We start from the raw sequence: 17,401 nt of genomic DNA, 5'->3' as shown, positions 1-17,401 counted from the left end.
GAAGTTTTACTACTATACCAATTATTCGTAACAAACTATACCCCCGAAAAATGAACTACGACTCGTTGCTTTGTTAAAAAATTAGCTATAACATCTTATACTCAGAAGCTATTTTCCAACATTATTAAACTAATGTAATGGCTGTCTTTGTCCGTAAACCACTAATTAGGACTTGACAGGTTCTTTACAATGTCTAACCAACCAATTATTATGAAAAGAACTACCCATAAGCATCTAATGATGCAAAAAACTTGCATACAATTCAAATTCACTTCAATACTTTTCTTGTTTTTGACTCTTTCGTCTTTTTCAGAAAAACGAAGTTCAAGTGATAATATTAATTATTCTCCACCTATAACTGTTGCCTGTAACACCGATTCTCCAGTTGCCATTTCTTCATCTAGTTTTACCGATTTAACTGTTACTGAAGATACTAGTGGGCTTTGTTTACTTGGTTGCGGTATTTCAAACCTCAACAATTTAACAGATTCCGATCTTACAAATTACACTACTGTTTCTACACTGCTAGGTTTAGGTGTAACTCATACAATAACAGTGACAGACAATACTACTGATGAATTTTTTGAAGCTGGTAGTTATGCTGGTTTTTTAATAGAAAACGGTTCTGTTGCTCAAATAGACTTACTCGGTGCTATTACCGTAAAAACATATTTAAACGGAGTTGAACAAGAAACAAATGCTGGAACTTCCTTAGTTACACTAGACAGTTCTTTACTTAATAACGACCAATTTTACGTAGGCTTTTACACTACATTAGATTATGATAGTATTGAGATTTCAATAGCTAGCTTAGCTGGTATTGCTTCAAGTACCAATATTTATTACCCTGTTACTAATAATTTTTGCGTTGGTCCTAATTTAGAACCTAACACTCCTACAATAATAAACAAACCAGATTTTCCCGCTCGTATCGTTGATGAGCATACAGGAATGGGAGGTGTTTTAAATGTTGGAACAGTTACAAATACTAATTCGGCAATAGATTCAAACAACAATACGTACGCCAGTATTGACTTTACTTTAGGAGTTATAGCTACTGGAAGTATTTCTATAAAAGATGAGCTGACAAATTATCTTGCACAAACTTATGTAGGCTTTGACATTGAAAATGCTTCTGTTTTAAATCTTGAACTACTTGATGGAATTACCATAACAACTTATTTAGATGGTGTTCAACAGGAAGTAAAAACAGGTAGCTCTGAATTATTATCGGTAGACAGTGGTTTATTATTTACTGGAACCGAACGTTCTCAAGTAGGTTTTGTTACTTCATTACCTTTTGATGAAGCTCAATTATCCATTCAACAAACTCTTACTTTAGACTTAGGGAGTACTCGAGTTTATGGTCTCATATTAGAAGCTTTTAGCGAAGGGAATTTAAACTGTGATACTGCTACATTATTAAACAATCCTTCTCAACCTGTAATAATTAATAACACAAATACTGGTGTAAACGGAGTAGCTTGTGTAGCTTGTGAAGTAGATAACGCAACAAATGTTATTAGCGAAAGTGAATCTGACTTTGCTATGATAAATGTAACTGCTGGTGTTGCAAGTACAGCTTCTATTTCAGTTGAAAATGTTCTAAGTAATTTTCCTTCTGGAAGCGCTGCTGGTTTTGTTATTAGGGATACAAATGACCTTTTACAATTAGATTTATTAAATTCTATAACTATAACAACTTATTTAGATGGTTCAGTACAAGAAACACAATCTGGAAACAATTTACTAGCTCTCGAAGCATTAGGTTTAATAAATATAACTCCTTCTACAACTAATGGTTTTTATTGGGTTGGCTTTTCTACTTCACTTGAATACGATGAAATTCAACTTACAGTTAGCTCCCTAGCTTCAGTTATTAATAGTATTGAAGTTTATGGGAGCTATGTAGATAACTCTATACAAATATCAGGAAGTTCTATAAAAGAAACTTCTATTGGAGCATCAGACGGGAGTATTTCTTTATCCGTATCTGGAGGAACACCTCCTTACACTTATCTATGGAGCCCCGGAGGCCAAACATCTTCTTCTATTTCTGGATTAACTCAAGGAAGTTACAATGTAACAGTAACAGATGCGAACGGATGTCAATCTACAGCAGAGTATATTATTTATACAGATGGCGTACAATACCCTGTTCCCTGTAATACAGAAAATCCTGTAGCAATAACAAATGATAATTTTACAGATTTAACAGTAGATGAAAACACTTCTGGACTCTGTGTAGTAGGTTGTGGCATTTCAGATGCTAGCAACATTATAGACACAGATCCTTCTAACTTTGCTTCTGTATCAACACTTATTGGTCTTGGAGTAACACATACATTAACTGTAACTGACAATACAGCTAGTGAGTTTATCGAATCGGGTGGTTATGCAGGTTTCTTAATAGAAAATACTTCCATTCTTCAAGCTGATCTTTTAAATGCTATTACCATAACAACCTATCTTGACGGTGTACAACAAGAAACTAACACAAGTACTTCTTTACTTGCTTTAGACAGTCCTATTTTAGGTGCTGATCAATTCTATGTTGGTTTTTACACTTCAATGAATTATGATGCTGTAGAAATTTCTATTGCTAGTTTGGCAGGAGTTGCATCGACAACAAACGTTTACGCTGCTGTAACTAATAGATTTTGTGAAGGACCTGAGTTAGCTTGTAATACCGCTACCCAACTTACTAAACCAAACTTTCCTGTAAGAGCTGTAGAGGAACACACAGGAACTGGAGGGCTTTTAACACTAGGAAGTGTTAACAACACAAATAATGCTATTGATTCTGATACTTCAAACTATGCTTCTATAGATTTATTAGCAGGTGTTGCAGGTACATCTACTATAGCCTATAAAAATGAAATTACCGATTACACCGCAAATACTTTTGCTGGTTTTGACATTGAAAATACTACACTTTTAAATACTCAATTGTTTGATGCTATAACCATTTCAACCTATTTAGATGGAACACTTGTTGAATCTAAAACAGGTACTACTGAATTACTTCCTGTATATTCTGGATTATTATTAACAGGAAGTGAATCGGTAAGATTAGGATTTATTACCACAGCTCCTTTTGATGAAGTACAGCTTTCTATAACACAAACTCTTTCATTAAACCTAGGCAGCACTAGAATTTATGGAATGGTACTTCAATCTTTCTGCCCAGGAATAATTAATTGTGATGAACCTTACGTAATATCAAATCCTAGTAGTTCGGTTATTATTAACAACGAAAATACAGGAACCGACGGTGTTGCTTGTATCGCTTGTGAAGTTGATAATGCTGTAAATGTTATATCTGAAGACAATTCTGATTATGCTCTTATAAACATTGTAGCTGGTGTAGCAGGAAGCGCTTCTATTTCAGTTCAAGATGTACTTGTTGATTATCCTGCTGGTACACAAGCTGGATTTGTAATTAGAGATACAAACGACTTACTTCAAGCAGACTTATTAAATACACTCACCATCACAACTTATCTTGATGGCGTTCAACAAGAGCAACAAACAGCAAACAACCTACTCGCTCTTGAAGCCCTGGGTTTAGTAAATATTACTCCAACTAGTACAGATAGTTTTTACGTTGTAGCTTTTAATACTAGCACTACCTTTGATGAAATTCAATTAACAGTAAACTCATTAGTTGCCGCTGTAAATTCAATCGAAGTTTACGGTGGATATATTGATGCTACTAACTCAACTTTTTGTCAACAAGCTGGTATTGCTTTATTAAAAGAAGGTGTTTTTAATGACACAGACAGTGACGGATGCGCAAATCCAGGCGAAACAATTACATATACGTATACCGTAACCAATACTGGTAATGTAAGTATTACAAACGTTGAATTAACCGATCCTATTTCTCCTTCTCCTTTAACACTCAATTCTGGAGATACTGATGATGATAATGAACTAGATGTTGACGAAACATGGGTATACTCACTAGACTATATTATCACTCAAGACGATATTGACAATAGCTCTGTTACTGGTCAAGCCACTGTAACAGGAGTAAGTACAGGAGGAACTAACGTAAGCGACTTGTCTGATGACAACAGTACTCTAGAAGACGACCCTACAGTAACCAATTTATGTCAAACTGAAGGTATTGCACTCATTAAGCAAGGAACCATTAATGATGAAAATGGTGATGGTTGTAGCGATAACGGAGAAACAATAACTTTTACCCTTTCTGTTATAAATACAGGAAACACAACACTAAACTCAATAGTTGTAACCGATCCTTTACTTACAGTTTCTTACAGCTCAGGAGATACTGACTCAGACAATGAGTTAGATGTTGATGAAATTTGGATATATACAGGTTCTTATATTGTTACTCCGCTAGATATTACAAACACTTTTGTGCAAAATCAAGCTACAGTGCAAGCTAGTACTGTTTCTGGAGGTACAGTTAGTGATCAATCTGATGACAATAGTATTCTGGAAGATGATATCACCACAATTGATTTATGTCAAGCACCAGACATTGCTATTGTTAAAACAGCCACTTTTAATGATGAAAACTCAGATGGTTGTAGCAATACTGGAGAAACAATAACCTACACAATGACGGTTACAAATCAAGGTAATACTGGTTTAATTAATGTAACTGTAAATGATCCTTTATTAGGCGGACCTGTTACATTAGATTCAGGAGACCTGAACACAAATAACACACTTGATGTAGGTGAAATATGGATTTATACAGCTGATTATGCCATAACTCAAACCAATATTGATAACGGGTCAATTACTAATCAAGCTACCGCAAGCGGAGAGTCATCGCAAGCTGTCGTTGTTACAGACTTATCTGATAATGATAGTGTGCTTGAAGACGACCCAACACAAACTACAGTGTGTCAATCCGATAGTATTGCACTTGTAAAAACGGCTATTTTCAATGATGAAGACACTGATGGTTGTAGCGATGTAGGAGAAACGATAACCTACAACTTCACGCTTACAAACACAGGAAACACTACTATTATCAACGTAGTTCTTACTGATCCAATGCTTGGTGGTACAATTACTCTTGCCTCAGGCGATACCGATAGTGACAACCAACTTGACATTAATGAAACTTGGAGTTATACTGCCAATTACACAATTACTCAAGCAAATATTGATAATGGTTCAGTGACCAATCAAGCAACAGTTACAGGCACGAGTATCAGTGGTAATAATGTAAGTGATTTATCTGATGACAATAGTATTCTTGAAAATGATCAAACTCAAACCAACTTATGTCAGTCTGATGGAATTGCCCTAATTAAAACTGCCACTTTCAATGATGAAGATACCGATGGATGTAGTGATGTAGGAGAAACAATAACCTATAATTTCACTCTTACAAACACAGGAAATACTACCATTACCAACGTAGTTCTTACTGATCCAATGCTTGGTGGTACAATTACTCTTGCCTCAGGTGATACCGATAGTGACAACCAACTTGACATTAATGAAACTTGGAGTTATTCTGCTAATTACACCATTACTCAAACCAATATTGATAATGGTTCTGTAAGTAATCAAGCAACAGTTACAGGTACAAGTATTAGTGGTAATAATGTAAGTGATTTATCTGATGATAATAGTACTCTTGAAGATGATCAAACACAAACCAATCTATGTCAGTCTGATGGAATTGCCTTAATTAAAACTGCTACTCTCAACGATGAAGATAATGATAATTGTAGTGATGTAGGAGAAACAATAACTTATAATTTCACTCTTACAAACACAGGAAACACTACTATTACAAATGTGATCCTAACTGACCCAATGCTAAGTGGGACAATTACCCTTGCCTCAGGTGATATCAATAGTAACAACCAACTTGACATAAATGAAACATGGAGTTATTCTGCTAGTTACACTATTACACAATCTGATATTGATAATGGTTCAGTTAATAATCAAGCAACTGTTACAGGCACAAGTATTAGTGGTAACAATGTAAGTGATTTATCTGATGACAATAGTATTCTTGAAGACGATCAAACCCAAACTACATTGTGTCAACCTAATAACAGTATTTCTCTTGAAAAAGTAAGCACCTTTAATGATGCTAATGGAAATGGATATGCTAATGTTGGAGAAACTATTACATATAGTTTTATCATATACAATACTGGAGATTCAGCTTTATATAATATTACTTTACAAGATAACCTACCTGGAATTACAATTAACGGTAGCACCATTCCTCAACTATTACCTGGCGAAGTTGATAGTACAACCTTTACTGCTATTTATGTTATAACTGAACAAGACTTAACAAACGAGTCTGTTACCAATCAAGCGTTGGTTACAGCTGAAGACTCTTCAGGAGGTTCTGTAACTGATACTTCTGACGATCCAAACAACTTAGACGATATTGATATTGATAATGATGGTGATCCAGATGACCCTACAATAACAGACCTACCGATCGAAGAAATTCCTTTTGAAATTTTTAATGCTGTTTCTCCAGATGAAGATGGAGCTAATGATTTCTTCCGCATTAACGGTATTGAAAATTACCCTAATAATAATTTAAAGGTTTTTAATAGATGGGGTGTTTTAGTTTATCAAACTGATGCTTATGGAATTAACGGAAATTTATTTAGAGGAATATCTGAAGGACGTGCAACAGTTAGTAAAGATCAAAAACTACCTACAGGTACGTATTTCTACATACTCACTCGATGGAATTCTAACCAAGAAGCTATGACTAACAAAGGATATTTATATCTAAAAAGAAACTAAAAAGCGCTAAACCTAATGAAACATTATTCTATATTACTATTAATAATTATTAGTGTAAATGTGTGTTTTTCTCAACAAGACCCACAATACACTCAATACATGTATAATACTCAAGTTATAAACCCAGGTTATATTGGTTCAAAAAATGCTATTGGTTTAGGTTTACTATACAGAACACAATGGGCTGGATTTGATGGAGCTCCAAATACTGGAACTTTTACTTTTAATATGCCTTTGGGTACCTTAAAACGAAACGCAATAGGACTTTCTATTATTAATGATGAAATAGGTCCTTCTAACGAAACAGGTATTACAATAGATTATGCATACTCATTACTTTTATCAGGGCGTTCAAGAATATCCTTTGGTATTAAAGGGGGACTGAGTATACTAGATGTAGATTATTCTAAACTAAACATATATGATGAAAACGATTGGCAATTTGCAGAAAACATTGACAAAAAAGTACAACCCCAAATAGGTGCAGGTATTTACTATAATAATGATAGACTTTACCTTGGGTTATCAGTGCCTAATTTTTTCAATTCAAAACATTATAATTCAGACAGTGCTAATAACAGTAATGAAGATGCCATAGCTATAGAGCGTTTACACTACTTCTTAATAGCTGGTTATGTTTTTGATATTAGCGAAAATATAAAACTTAAACCTGCAACTATGTTTAAGTGGGTTAACGGATCTCCTTTACAAGCTGATTTATCTGCAAATTTTCTATTCAACAATAAATTTACCCTTGGGGCCTCTTATCGATGGGACGCTGCAATTAGTGCCATGGCAGGATTTCAAATAACTAATCAGTTATTCTTAGGAATGGGATATGATTTTCAAACTACAGATATCGAAGACCACAGTAATGGTTCTTACGAATTCTTCTTAACGTTTGATATCTTCAATAATCCTGAACGTATACTAACACCAAGATTCTTCTAAAATTTTAATATCATGAAAAAGCATTATTTAATTTTTTACTTTTTATTTGCCTTTATAAGTTCTGCTGCTTTTGCTCAAATAGCACTGGTTGAAAAGGCAAACACTAAGTATAACACCTACGACTTTATAGACGCTCGAAAAATCTATTTAAAAGTTGTTGAAAAGAACTACGGATCAGCCGAAATATATAGAAAGCTAGGAAACACATACTATTTTAACAGTGATTATTCGAAAGCTGCAAAATGGTATTACAATTTAATAGACAGGTTTCCAAATGAAGCCCTTACAATTGATTATTTTAGAGCAGCACAATGTTTAAAAAGTATCAACCAACCTGAAGAAGCTGAGAAACTCATGGAAATATATAGATTCAAAGGAGGTAAAATTACTTCTTTAGATTCTTATAAAAATGTCGCTGACACTTTATTTAAAAAAGGGGTACATGACAAACTTTTTGAAATAGAAAAAATTCCTGTTAATACAGAATATTCTGATTTTGGACCAGCTTTTTATGGTGATAATATTGTCTTTGCTTCAAGTAGAAAAAATCCAACTTTATCAAAAGAACAGACTGATGATCTTGCTGGGTGGGATGAACAACCTTTCTTAAACTTATATCAAGTTCCTATAGATAAAGACATGAATTTTGGAAAAGTAAAAGCTTTTAATGGAAACGTTAATTCTCCTTATCATGAATCTACCGCTGTTTTTACAAAAGACGGAAATACCATGTATTTTACCAGAAACAACTACTTAAATGGTAAAAAGAAAAGAGATAGAGACCATGTCGTTAGGCTCAAAATATATAAAGCCACCAGAAATGGAAACTCTTGGGAGAACATACAAGAACTTCCTTTTAATAATGATAACTACTCCGTTGGACACCCAACTCTAAGTCCTGAAGAAGATAAACTATACTTTTCTTCAGACATGCCTGGTAGCTTGGGAATGTCTGATATTTGGTATGTAAAAATCTTAGGTGAAGATATTTACACAAAACCTATAAATCTTGGTAATAAAATAAACACCTCTGAAAGAGAAACTTTTCCGTTTGTTAGTGATGAAAACAACCTCTATTTCTCAAGCGATGGACATGCAGGTATGGGGGGCTTAGATATTTTTGTAACAAAACTAGAAGAAAACTCTCATGGAGAAATTTCTACTTTTGGAAAACCCATAAACAGTCCAAAAGACGATTTTGGCTTCATTATAAAAGAAGATAGAATAGGTTACTTTACATCTAATCGTGATGGTAAAGAAGGTAGTAAAAGTGATGATATTTATCAAATTTGGGAACGTTGTGAAATTACAATTCAAGGACCTGTAATGGATAAAAATACTGGTGAATTAATTCCAAATGCAGAAGTTACTTTGATTGATAGTAACAATAAAGAAGTAAAAACAGTTACTGTTGGTAACGATGCTACTTTTACTTTTCTATTAAACTGTCAAGAACAGTATACTTTGAGGGCTAAGAAAGAAAAATACCACCCGAAAGAAAAAGTTATAGAAACCCCAAATAACCCGAAAACTATAAAAATGCCTATTAAGCTAAACATGCCTTTAGCTTTAGATCCCTCTGACCCATGCCCTCCAAATGATTTAGGATGTAGATTAACGTTACAACCTATTTACTTTGATTATGATAAATTTAATATTCGTCCAGATGCTGAAATTGAATTAGCTAAAATTTTAGTTGCTTTAAAAGAATATCCTACTTTAAAAATTCATATTGAATCACATACCGATTCGAGAGGAAATGATTCTTACAATTCAAGATTATCTGAAAATAGAGCACAAGCTACATTAGATTGGTTTCTTAAAAAAGGAATTGATATAACAAGGCTAAGTGCGAAAGGATATGGAGAATCAAAACTTATTAACAAATGTAATAACCAAACTACGTGTAGTGAAGACGAACATCAACTGAATCGTAGATCCATGTTTATAATTAAAGAATAACTCAAAAAGCTCTTTTTGAGGAATAAATAACGATAAGACTTCTTTTACTTAAGAAGTTTTATCGTTACTCTTTCGTAACTTAACTACAAAATAGGAGCTAACAATCTAGCCAATCTCTCTGTAAAACGTATTAAAACAGGTCTATTATTCCATTTATGTAAGTCTATTTTCTCACTGTTTTTTAAATCTTCCATAAAAGCATTTTTCAACTGACTTGCAAAATCTTTATCATAAACTAATGCGTTAATTTCAAAATTTAAATCAAAACTACGTTCATCTAAATTTGCTGTTCCTACAGAACAAACCAACTCGTCAAACACCATCGTCTTTGCATGTACAAACCCTTTCTTATATCTATATACCTCTACTCCTATTTCTAATACTTCTTTGTAAAAAGAATTTGACACCCCATTAACTAATTTCGAATCTGAAATACTTGGCACCAATAATTTTATCGTAACTCCACTCAAACTAGCTATTTTAAGAGCATCTAAAAAAGACGCTCTGGGCACAAAATAAGGAGTAGTTATTAGTATTTCTTTTTTTGATAACAGTATTGCTTGAATAAGTGCATACATAATATCTGGATGATCAGAATCTGGCCCGCTAGAAATTACCTGTACTAACTGCTTATGCTCACTTGAATTTTCTTGACTCTCTACAGGAAAAAGCTCTTCTTCAACAATAACATTTTGATCAGCACAAAAGTTCCAATCCGCTAAAAAAACACGTTGTAAATTTAAAACAGCAAGCCCTTCAATTTTAATATGTGTATCTCTCCAATAACAATTAAATTTATTAGGATTAATATACCTTTCAGAAACATTCACACCACCTACAAAACCTACTTTACCATCAATAACAATAATTTTTCTATGGTTTCGGTAGTTAATTCTATTGGCTAACAATAACCATTTAATTTTATAAAAAGGGTACGCCTCTACTCCACTATCAATTAAAGACTTCACAAACGACTTACGAATATCCTTACTTCCAAAATCATCATAAATAAAACGTACTTTAACTCCTTCTTTAGCCTTTTCTTTTAAAACATCACCTATTTGCTTACCAATAGTATCATTTTGAAAAATATAATACTCTATATGTATATGATTTTTAGCAGCTTTTAAAGCCTTAATAACCTCTGGAAATTTACATTCTCCATTTAAAAGTAAACTAACTTTATTATTATTGGTTAAAACATTTTCTTTATGTATAAACTTCGTAAGGTTGTAAAAATGTCCTAAATGACTTTTAGAAGTTGACAACGTTTTTTCAGTATAATTTTTAAGTTTTTCTTTAAGCTCAAAGAAAATACTCTTATCTACTTCTAGCTTTTTATTGTACAGTTTATATGTTCTATGATTTATTCCTACTGTTAAATAGATAATTATACCTCCTATAGGAAACAGAATCAACAAAAATAGATAAGCTATTGCTTTTGGTGGTGTTGAGGTATTAATAATAATAACAGCAACTGTAGCAATAATAGCTATGTATAAAATTATAAGTAGTGTAGTTATCAAAATAAAAGTATCTTTTTCTGCTAAAGATATTTAAAATATTAACACCTAATACTCAGCTATAAAAAACTCGACTAATACAACTGCATAACTAAAGGTTATTAATAAAACCGAAATAGTTAGTTTTTACAGTATTAAAAACAAAAAAATCAATACTTTATTTTTTTTAATTTTCTTTAATTATTACTTATTCCGGGTTCTTTTACGGGTTCCAAAATACAAAAAAAACATAGTCTAAACCAATTAAAATTTCTTAATTAACCTCATAAAATATACCTATCTTTGACTAACTGATTTTTTATAAATTTGCTAATATAAGATTCATTTAAATGCCAAAAACACTAACAATAAAAAACATTGGTCCTATAAAAAACATTTCATTTGAAATCAAAAAAATTAATGTTTTTATGGGGCAACAAAGTAGTGGTAAAAGTACTATTGCTAAAATATTAAGCTATTGTAGTTGGATTGAAAAAGATGTTTCATTACATCAAACTTATGATAATTATGTTCAAAGCAACAATTTTTTTATAGAGAAACTTGAAACTTTTCATAAAATAAAAGGGTATTTTAATTCAAAAAGTTTCCTTGAATATACTGGAGATGCAATTAAAATTACGTTTTCAAATTCTCAAATTGATATAAAATGGCTAGATGATCGATTTTACAACTATAAAAGAACAAAAATTTCATATATACCATCGGAAAGAAGTGTAGTTATTCTTCCTGAAATGGAAAAAGTTGAACTACCTAATAACTATTTAAAAAGTTACTTATACGACTGGTTTGATACTCGAAAAAACTTTACTTCAGAGCAAAAATTACCTATACTAGACACAGGTGTAGATTATTATTACTCTGAAGAAAATAAAGAAAGTCACATAGGTAATAAAAATTTCGACATTCTTTTATCTCAAGCCTCAAGTGGTATCCAATCTGTTACTCCTTTATTAACAATGGTTCACAACTTAATAATTAACCTATATGAACAAGAAGAAAAATCATCTTATGAATTTGACGAAATAAAAGCTAAGTCTAGTCAAAAAATTATCGATCAATTTTTACTAGAACCTTATTTCAATATTAATTTTACATACAAAAATAATGAGCTATCAAGCAAAAGCCTCTCTGAAAAACTAAAGTACAGACACAAAAAGGTAAATGACTTAATGAATGAAATTACGTCAAATGAACCTCAAGCTAACAAATTATTTTCTAATTATATTAATATTAGAAATAGTCTATTTAAAACACAAAGGACTAACTTAATAATTGAAGAACCTGAACAAAACTTGTTTCCAGCTACTCAAAAACAGTTATGCTATAAGTTATTTGAATATCTAAACCTAAGTGATTATGATCATTCTTTAACACTTACAACTCATAGTCCTTATGTACTTTATGCTATAAATAATTGTATTTTAACTTTTTTAACCAAGGAGAAAATACCTGAGTTACTTAAAGAGAGAATCTCTACCCTCAATTCTTATATAGATCCTAAAAACATTAATATTTATGAAATAAATGAAGGTTCTATAAAAAACATAAAACAAGACAATGGTTTAATAGGAGGTAATTACTTTGACCAACAAATGAAAGAGGTAATGGATGATTTTTATTTACTACTAAATTTTTTAAATCAGAATGATTAAAACAAAAATTACCTCAAATTTCCCTCATCATATTATCACAACCAAAGATGATGATATTCATATAGCTGACTATACCGAGTCAACAAAAAATCTTCCAGCTCATCTAAGGCGTTCAGTTGAAATATTTTCTCCTACTCCACCTACCGACAATAATTATTTTACTATAAAAAACTCTAGTAAACTAGATTTAGATAATATCATTTTTGATCATTCGAGTTTTGTAAGAAGCAATGGTAGTACTCTATCACAATGTGAATCTTGCTCTTTCCCATCAGTAAGCAATTCAGATAGTTGGATTCTTTTTTTAGAATTAAAATATAGTAACAACCCCAACCGAAATAAACAAAACTTAAAAAAAGCTATTAAACAATTAGTAAAAACTAGAGGATATTATTCTACAAATAGCACATTCTTAACTAGCAACAATTGCTATTTAATAGCTTCACTCCCATTACAAACTGAGCCGTTTGCCAATTTTGCTTTAACTCAAGATTTGATATCTAGAATTAAGATTAAGTACAATTTTATACTCAGACTTAAGAACTCAGTTGAAGTTTTAGATAAAAGTATTTTATTAGTCTAAAAAAGCACCTACTATTTAGTATAAAATCAATGCTTTAATAAGAAAACTTCCTTGCTTAATTTATTAATAATTTATAAAAATTCTACACGGGCGTGTGTAATGTAGGTGCTCACCTCAAAAATATAACTTTTTACTTAGATTCTTACTACTTGTTTTTGATATTACGGGTTCTTTTAGAGCTAAAATCAGCACTCTTAAAAAAAATCCTGCAACATATTGATTACCAGTAAATTAAATCTTAAAAATGCTAGATTTTGAATCTAGCGCGTGCTCAAAGCTAGCCAAAACAACATAAAGAACTAGTAAACAAGCAGTTAAACAACAATAAAAACTAAGAGAAACTTACCTTTTTATTTGTTTTCGGGTTCTTTTACGGATTCTTTGACGCTAGACCAAAAAAAAACACCTTAACTATAAGTTAAGATGTTGATTATCAATGTACGGGCGGAGAGACTCGAACTCTCACACCTCACGGCACTAGATCCTAAGTCTAGCGTGTCTACCAATTCCACCACGCCCGCGTACTTTTGAAATTGTGGATGCAAATATAAACAATACTTGTAAACTACAAAGAAGAAGTATACTATTTTTCTTATTTTTGATGCTAATTAATATACAACACATGCAAAACGTAAAAGATTATATAGCTCAACATAAAGATCGTTTTATTAATGAGCTTATCGATTTATTAAAAATTCCATCAGTAAGTGCTGATCCAGCCTTTAATCAAGACGTATTAAATACTGCTGATACTGTAAAAGAAAGTTTAGAAAAAGCAGGCTGTGATAAAGTAGAAATTTGTGAAACTCCTGGATATCCTATCGTTTATGGAGAAAAAATAATAGATCCTAATTTACCAACAGTATTGGTATATGGTCATTACGATGTACAGCCGGCAGACCCTATCGATTTATGGACTTCTCCTCCATTTGATCCTGTTATCAAAAAAACAGATATTCACCCTGAAGGAGCAATTTTTGCACGTGGTGCATGTGACGATAAAGGGCAAATGTATATGCATGTAAAGGCATTAGAATACATGACTCATACTGGCAACCTACCTTGTAACGTAAAATTTATGATTGAAGGTGAAGAAGAAGTAGGTTCAGAAAGTTTAGCTTGGTTTGTTCCTAGAAATAAAGAAAAGTTAGCTAATGACGTAATTTTAATTTCCGATACAGGAATGATTGCCAACGACATCCCTTCTATTACTACTGGTTTACGTGGTTTAAGTTATGTAGAAGTTGAAGTTACTGGACCTAATAGAGACTTACATTCTGGTTTATATGGAGGTGCGGTAGCAAACCCTATCAACATTTTAACACAAATGATTGCTTCATTACACGATGAAAACAATCATATTACCATCCCTGGATTTTATGATAAAGTAGAAGAATTGTCTCGTGAAGAGCGTGATGAAATGGCGAAAGCACCTTTCTCATTAGAAGAATACAAGGCTGCTTTAGATATTGATGATGTTCATGGAGAAGCTGGTTATACTACTAACGAGCGTAACTCTATCCGTCCTACTTTAGATGTAAACGGAATTTGGGGAGGATATACAGGTGAAGGAGCAAAAACTGTTATTGCTTCAAAAGCCTACGCTAAAATTTCAATGCGTTTAGTACCAGGGCAAGAATGGGAAGAAATTACTGAATTATTCAAAAAACATTTTGAAAGTATTGCTCCAAAATCAGTAAAAGTAGAGGTAAAACCTCATCATGGAGGTCAAGGATATGTAACTCCTATTGATAATATTGGCTACCAAGCTGCAAGTAAAGCATACCAAGAAACCTTTGGAGTAACTCCTATTCCGCAACGAAGCGGAGGAAGCATTCCAATTGTTGCTTTGTTTGAGCAAGAATTAAAGAGTAAGACTATTTTAATGGGATTCGGATTAAATTCTGATGCCATTCACTCACCAAACGAGCATTTTGGAGTGTGGAATTACTTGAAAGGAATTGAAACAATTCCATATTTTTATCAGTATTTTACGGAATTATCAAAATAATTCATCCTTAATAACATCAATAAGATAGCCTTGAAACTCATTCAAGGTTATTTTTTTGCTTTATTTTTCTAACTCTACACTTGTAGAATTAAAATTTATTTCTACATTTGTAGAATACAAATTCAAATTTTATCGAAATGCAATTATCGAAAACTGAAGAACAAGTGATGCAATATTTATGGAAACTAAAAAAAGCTTTTATGAAAGATATTTTAGCAGAGTTTCCTGAACCAAAACCTGCCACAACTACAGTTGCTACACTATTAAAAAGAATGAAAGATAAAGGATTTGTAGATTACACATTGGATGGAAAATCAAGAGAATATTTTCCTTTGGTAAAAAAGTCAGACTACTTTTCAAAGCATGTAAACGGATTGATTAAAAACTTTTTTAACAATTCCGCTAGTCAATTCGCTTCTTTCTTTACCGAAAAAACAGACTTATCGGTTTCTGAATTGGAAGATTTGAAAAAAATTATCGATCAGCAAATTAAAAAGCAACAATAATGATAACGTATTTTATCAAATCAGGAATTTGTTTAGCATTGCTGCTTCTCTTTTATCATTTGATATTAGAACGAGAAAAAATGCACCAATTCAATCGGTTTTATTTATTAGGTAGCGTATTGTTTTCGTTTATAGCTCCTTTTTATAAAATCTATATAGAAACTATTCCGAATACTTTAAAGGCTGTGCCTTCCTTGATTACAGATTCAAATTTGGATGTAAATCCTGTTAAGGAAATTAGCTATACCCAATATTTATTTCTTGGATATACAATTGTAGCAATCATTTTATTAATCCGCTTTACAAAAAACCTATTTAATATCTTCTTAAAGATAAAACAGTATAAAAAAATAAAAAAAGACAAAGCTACCCTTGTTTTAGTTGACGATTTAATTAGTCCACACACCTTTTGGAACTACATTTTTATCAACAAAGAGGAATACAATTCAAACAAGATTGAAACTGAACTCTATACACACGAGTTAACACATGCTCTACAAAAACACACGTTTGACATATTATTTATTGAATTTTTACAAATCGTTTTTTGGATCAATCCAACATTTATATTCCTTAAAAAAGCAATAAAGTTAAATCATGAGTTTTTAGCAGACAATGAAGTAATTATTACACATAAAAACACTACCGAGTATCAATATTTACTATTAAATAGAGCTGCTTGGAACAACGAATATTACTTGGCCAGTAATTTGAATTATTTATTAACTAAAAAAAGATTATTAATGATGACAAAACAAAGTTCTCGTACCAAAATTTTGCTTAAAAAACTGGCAGTAATACCAGTAATAGCAGGATTCACTTTTCTCTTTGCTGAAAGAGTTGAAGCGCAAAAAAAAGATACTGACAAAGCACCTGTATCTATACAAGTAAAAAATAGTGCCAAAAATTTAAAAGGAGAATCTTCTAAAGAAATATTAGTGGTGTACACTTATGAAGATGGAAGTACAATACAAAAAAAATACGATGATCTTACCTTAGAAGAAAAGCAACAACTTCCCCCACCTCCTCCGACTAAGAAAAGAGTTTATAGGATAACTCCACCAACTCCAAATTCTCCAGTAGTAAGGGTGAGAGAAGAATCAAACATACCACCGCCTCCTACTAGAGTAAAAAAAGGTGATGTTTCACGTATTCCCCCTCCACCTCCGACTGTTAGAGTAAAAAAAGGAATGAGAACAGATATTCCTGCTCCTCCAAAACCAATGGCTCCTTTGGAATATATCAAAAAACATAAAAGTAAAAACACGGAGTATTTTTATAATGATAAAAAAATAAGTTACAAAAAAGCTTTAAAACTTTTAGAAACTGACGATTCTATTAATTTACAAATCTGGAATAAAAATGGTAAAACCACATTTAAACTTTCAGAAAAACCTATAGTTATAAAAAACTAATTATGTTAAAAGCCTCTTAAA

The 17,401-nt window shown here is 31.9% G+C and carries 9 protein-coding genes and 1 tRNA gene; 8 read left to right on the top strand and 2 right to left on the bottom strand.

What is annotated here, in order from left to right; translation table 11 throughout:
• Nucleotides 1-210 precede the first annotated feature (210 nt).
• From D6T69_RS04775 to D6T69_RS04765, 3 genes are read left to right on the top strand one after another with little or no spacing between them, the layout of a single operon-like run.
• A complete protein-coding gene (locus D6T69_RS04775; RefSeq protein WP_164506686.1) occupies nt 211-6,777 on the top strand; it encodes a DUF7507 domain-containing protein in 6,567 nt (2,188 codons plus the stop codon).
• 15 nt (nt 6,778-6,792) lie between these two features.
• Nucleotides 6,793-7,728 carry a PorP/SprF family type IX secretion system membrane protein gene (locus D6T69_RS04770; protein ID WP_125066688.1) on the top strand — a complete coding sequence of 312 codons (936 nt, stop codon included), beginning with the start codon at nt 6,793-6,795 and terminating at the stop codon, nt 7,726-7,728.
• 12 nt (nt 7,729-7,740) lie between these two features.
• A complete protein-coding gene (locus D6T69_RS04765; protein ID WP_125066687.1) occupies nt 7,741-9,690 on the top strand; it encodes an OmpA family protein in 1,950 nt (649 codons plus the stop codon).
• An 83-nt stretch (nt 9,691-9,773) separates the two neighbouring features.
• On the opposite strand, the gene cls is transcribed toward D6T69_RS04765, so the two are convergent.
• Nucleotides 9,774-11,216 carry a cardiolipin synthase gene (gene cls, locus D6T69_RS04760; RefSeq protein WP_240628366.1) on the bottom strand — a complete coding sequence of 481 codons (1,443 nt, stop codon included), beginning with the start codon at nt 11,214-11,216 and terminating at the stop codon, nt 9,774-9,776.
• A gap of 326 nt (nt 11,217-11,542) precedes the next feature.
• Between cls and D6T69_RS04755 the strand changes: the two genes are divergently transcribed.
• Both D6T69_RS04755 and D6T69_RS04750 read left to right on the top strand, forming a co-directional pair.
• Nucleotides 11,543-12,865, top strand: a complete 1,323-nt coding sequence (locus D6T69_RS04755; protein WP_125066686.1) for a hypothetical protein — start codon at nt 11,543-11,545, stop codon at nt 12,863-12,865.
• Complete coding sequence (locus tag D6T69_RS04750; protein ID WP_125066685.1) at nt 12,858-13,448, top strand: hypothetical protein; 591 nt, start codon at nt 12,858-12,860, stop codon at nt 13,446-13,448. The genes D6T69_RS04755 and D6T69_RS04750 overlap by 8 nt, the downstream gene beginning before the upstream one ends.
• A gap of 439 nt (nt 13,449-13,887) precedes the next feature.
• Here D6T69_RS04750 and D6T69_RS04745 read toward each other — a convergent pair.
• A tRNA-Leu gene (locus D6T69_RS04745) sits at nt 13,888-13,969 on the bottom strand.
• A gap of 101 nt (nt 13,970-14,070) precedes the next feature.
• Here D6T69_RS04745 and D6T69_RS04740 point away from each other — a divergent pair.
• The 3 genes from D6T69_RS04740 (at nt 14,071) to D6T69_RS04730 (ending at nt 17,380) form a co-directional block, all read left to right on the top strand.
• A complete protein-coding gene (locus tag D6T69_RS04740) occupies nt 14,071-15,459 on the top strand; it encodes a dipeptidase (RefSeq protein ID WP_125066684.1) in 1,389 nt (462 codons plus the stop codon).
• Between the two features lie 137 nt (nt 15,460-15,596).
• Nucleotides 15,597-15,965, top strand: a complete 369-nt coding sequence (locus D6T69_RS04735) for a BlaI/MecI/CopY family transcriptional regulator (protein ID WP_047790279.1) — start codon at nt 15,597-15,599, stop codon at nt 15,963-15,965.
• Nucleotides 15,965-17,380 (top strand): M56 family metallopeptidase, encoded by a 1,416-nt coding sequence (locus D6T69_RS04730; RefSeq protein WP_125066683.1) that lies wholly within the window; start codon nt 15,965-15,967, stop codon nt 17,378-17,380. The genes D6T69_RS04735 and D6T69_RS04730 overlap by 1 nt, the downstream gene beginning before the upstream one ends.
• Nucleotides 17,381-17,401: the final 21 nt, after the last annotated feature.

This window comes from Tenacibaculum singaporense (genome assembly GCF_003867015.1).
GTDB classification, from domain to species: domain Bacteria; phylum Bacteroidota; class Bacteroidia; order Flavobacteriales; family Flavobacteriaceae; genus Polaribacter; species Polaribacter singaporensis.
The sequence above is the reverse complement of the archived record's forward strand: the minus strand, read 5'-3'. Positions and strand labels throughout refer to the sequence as shown.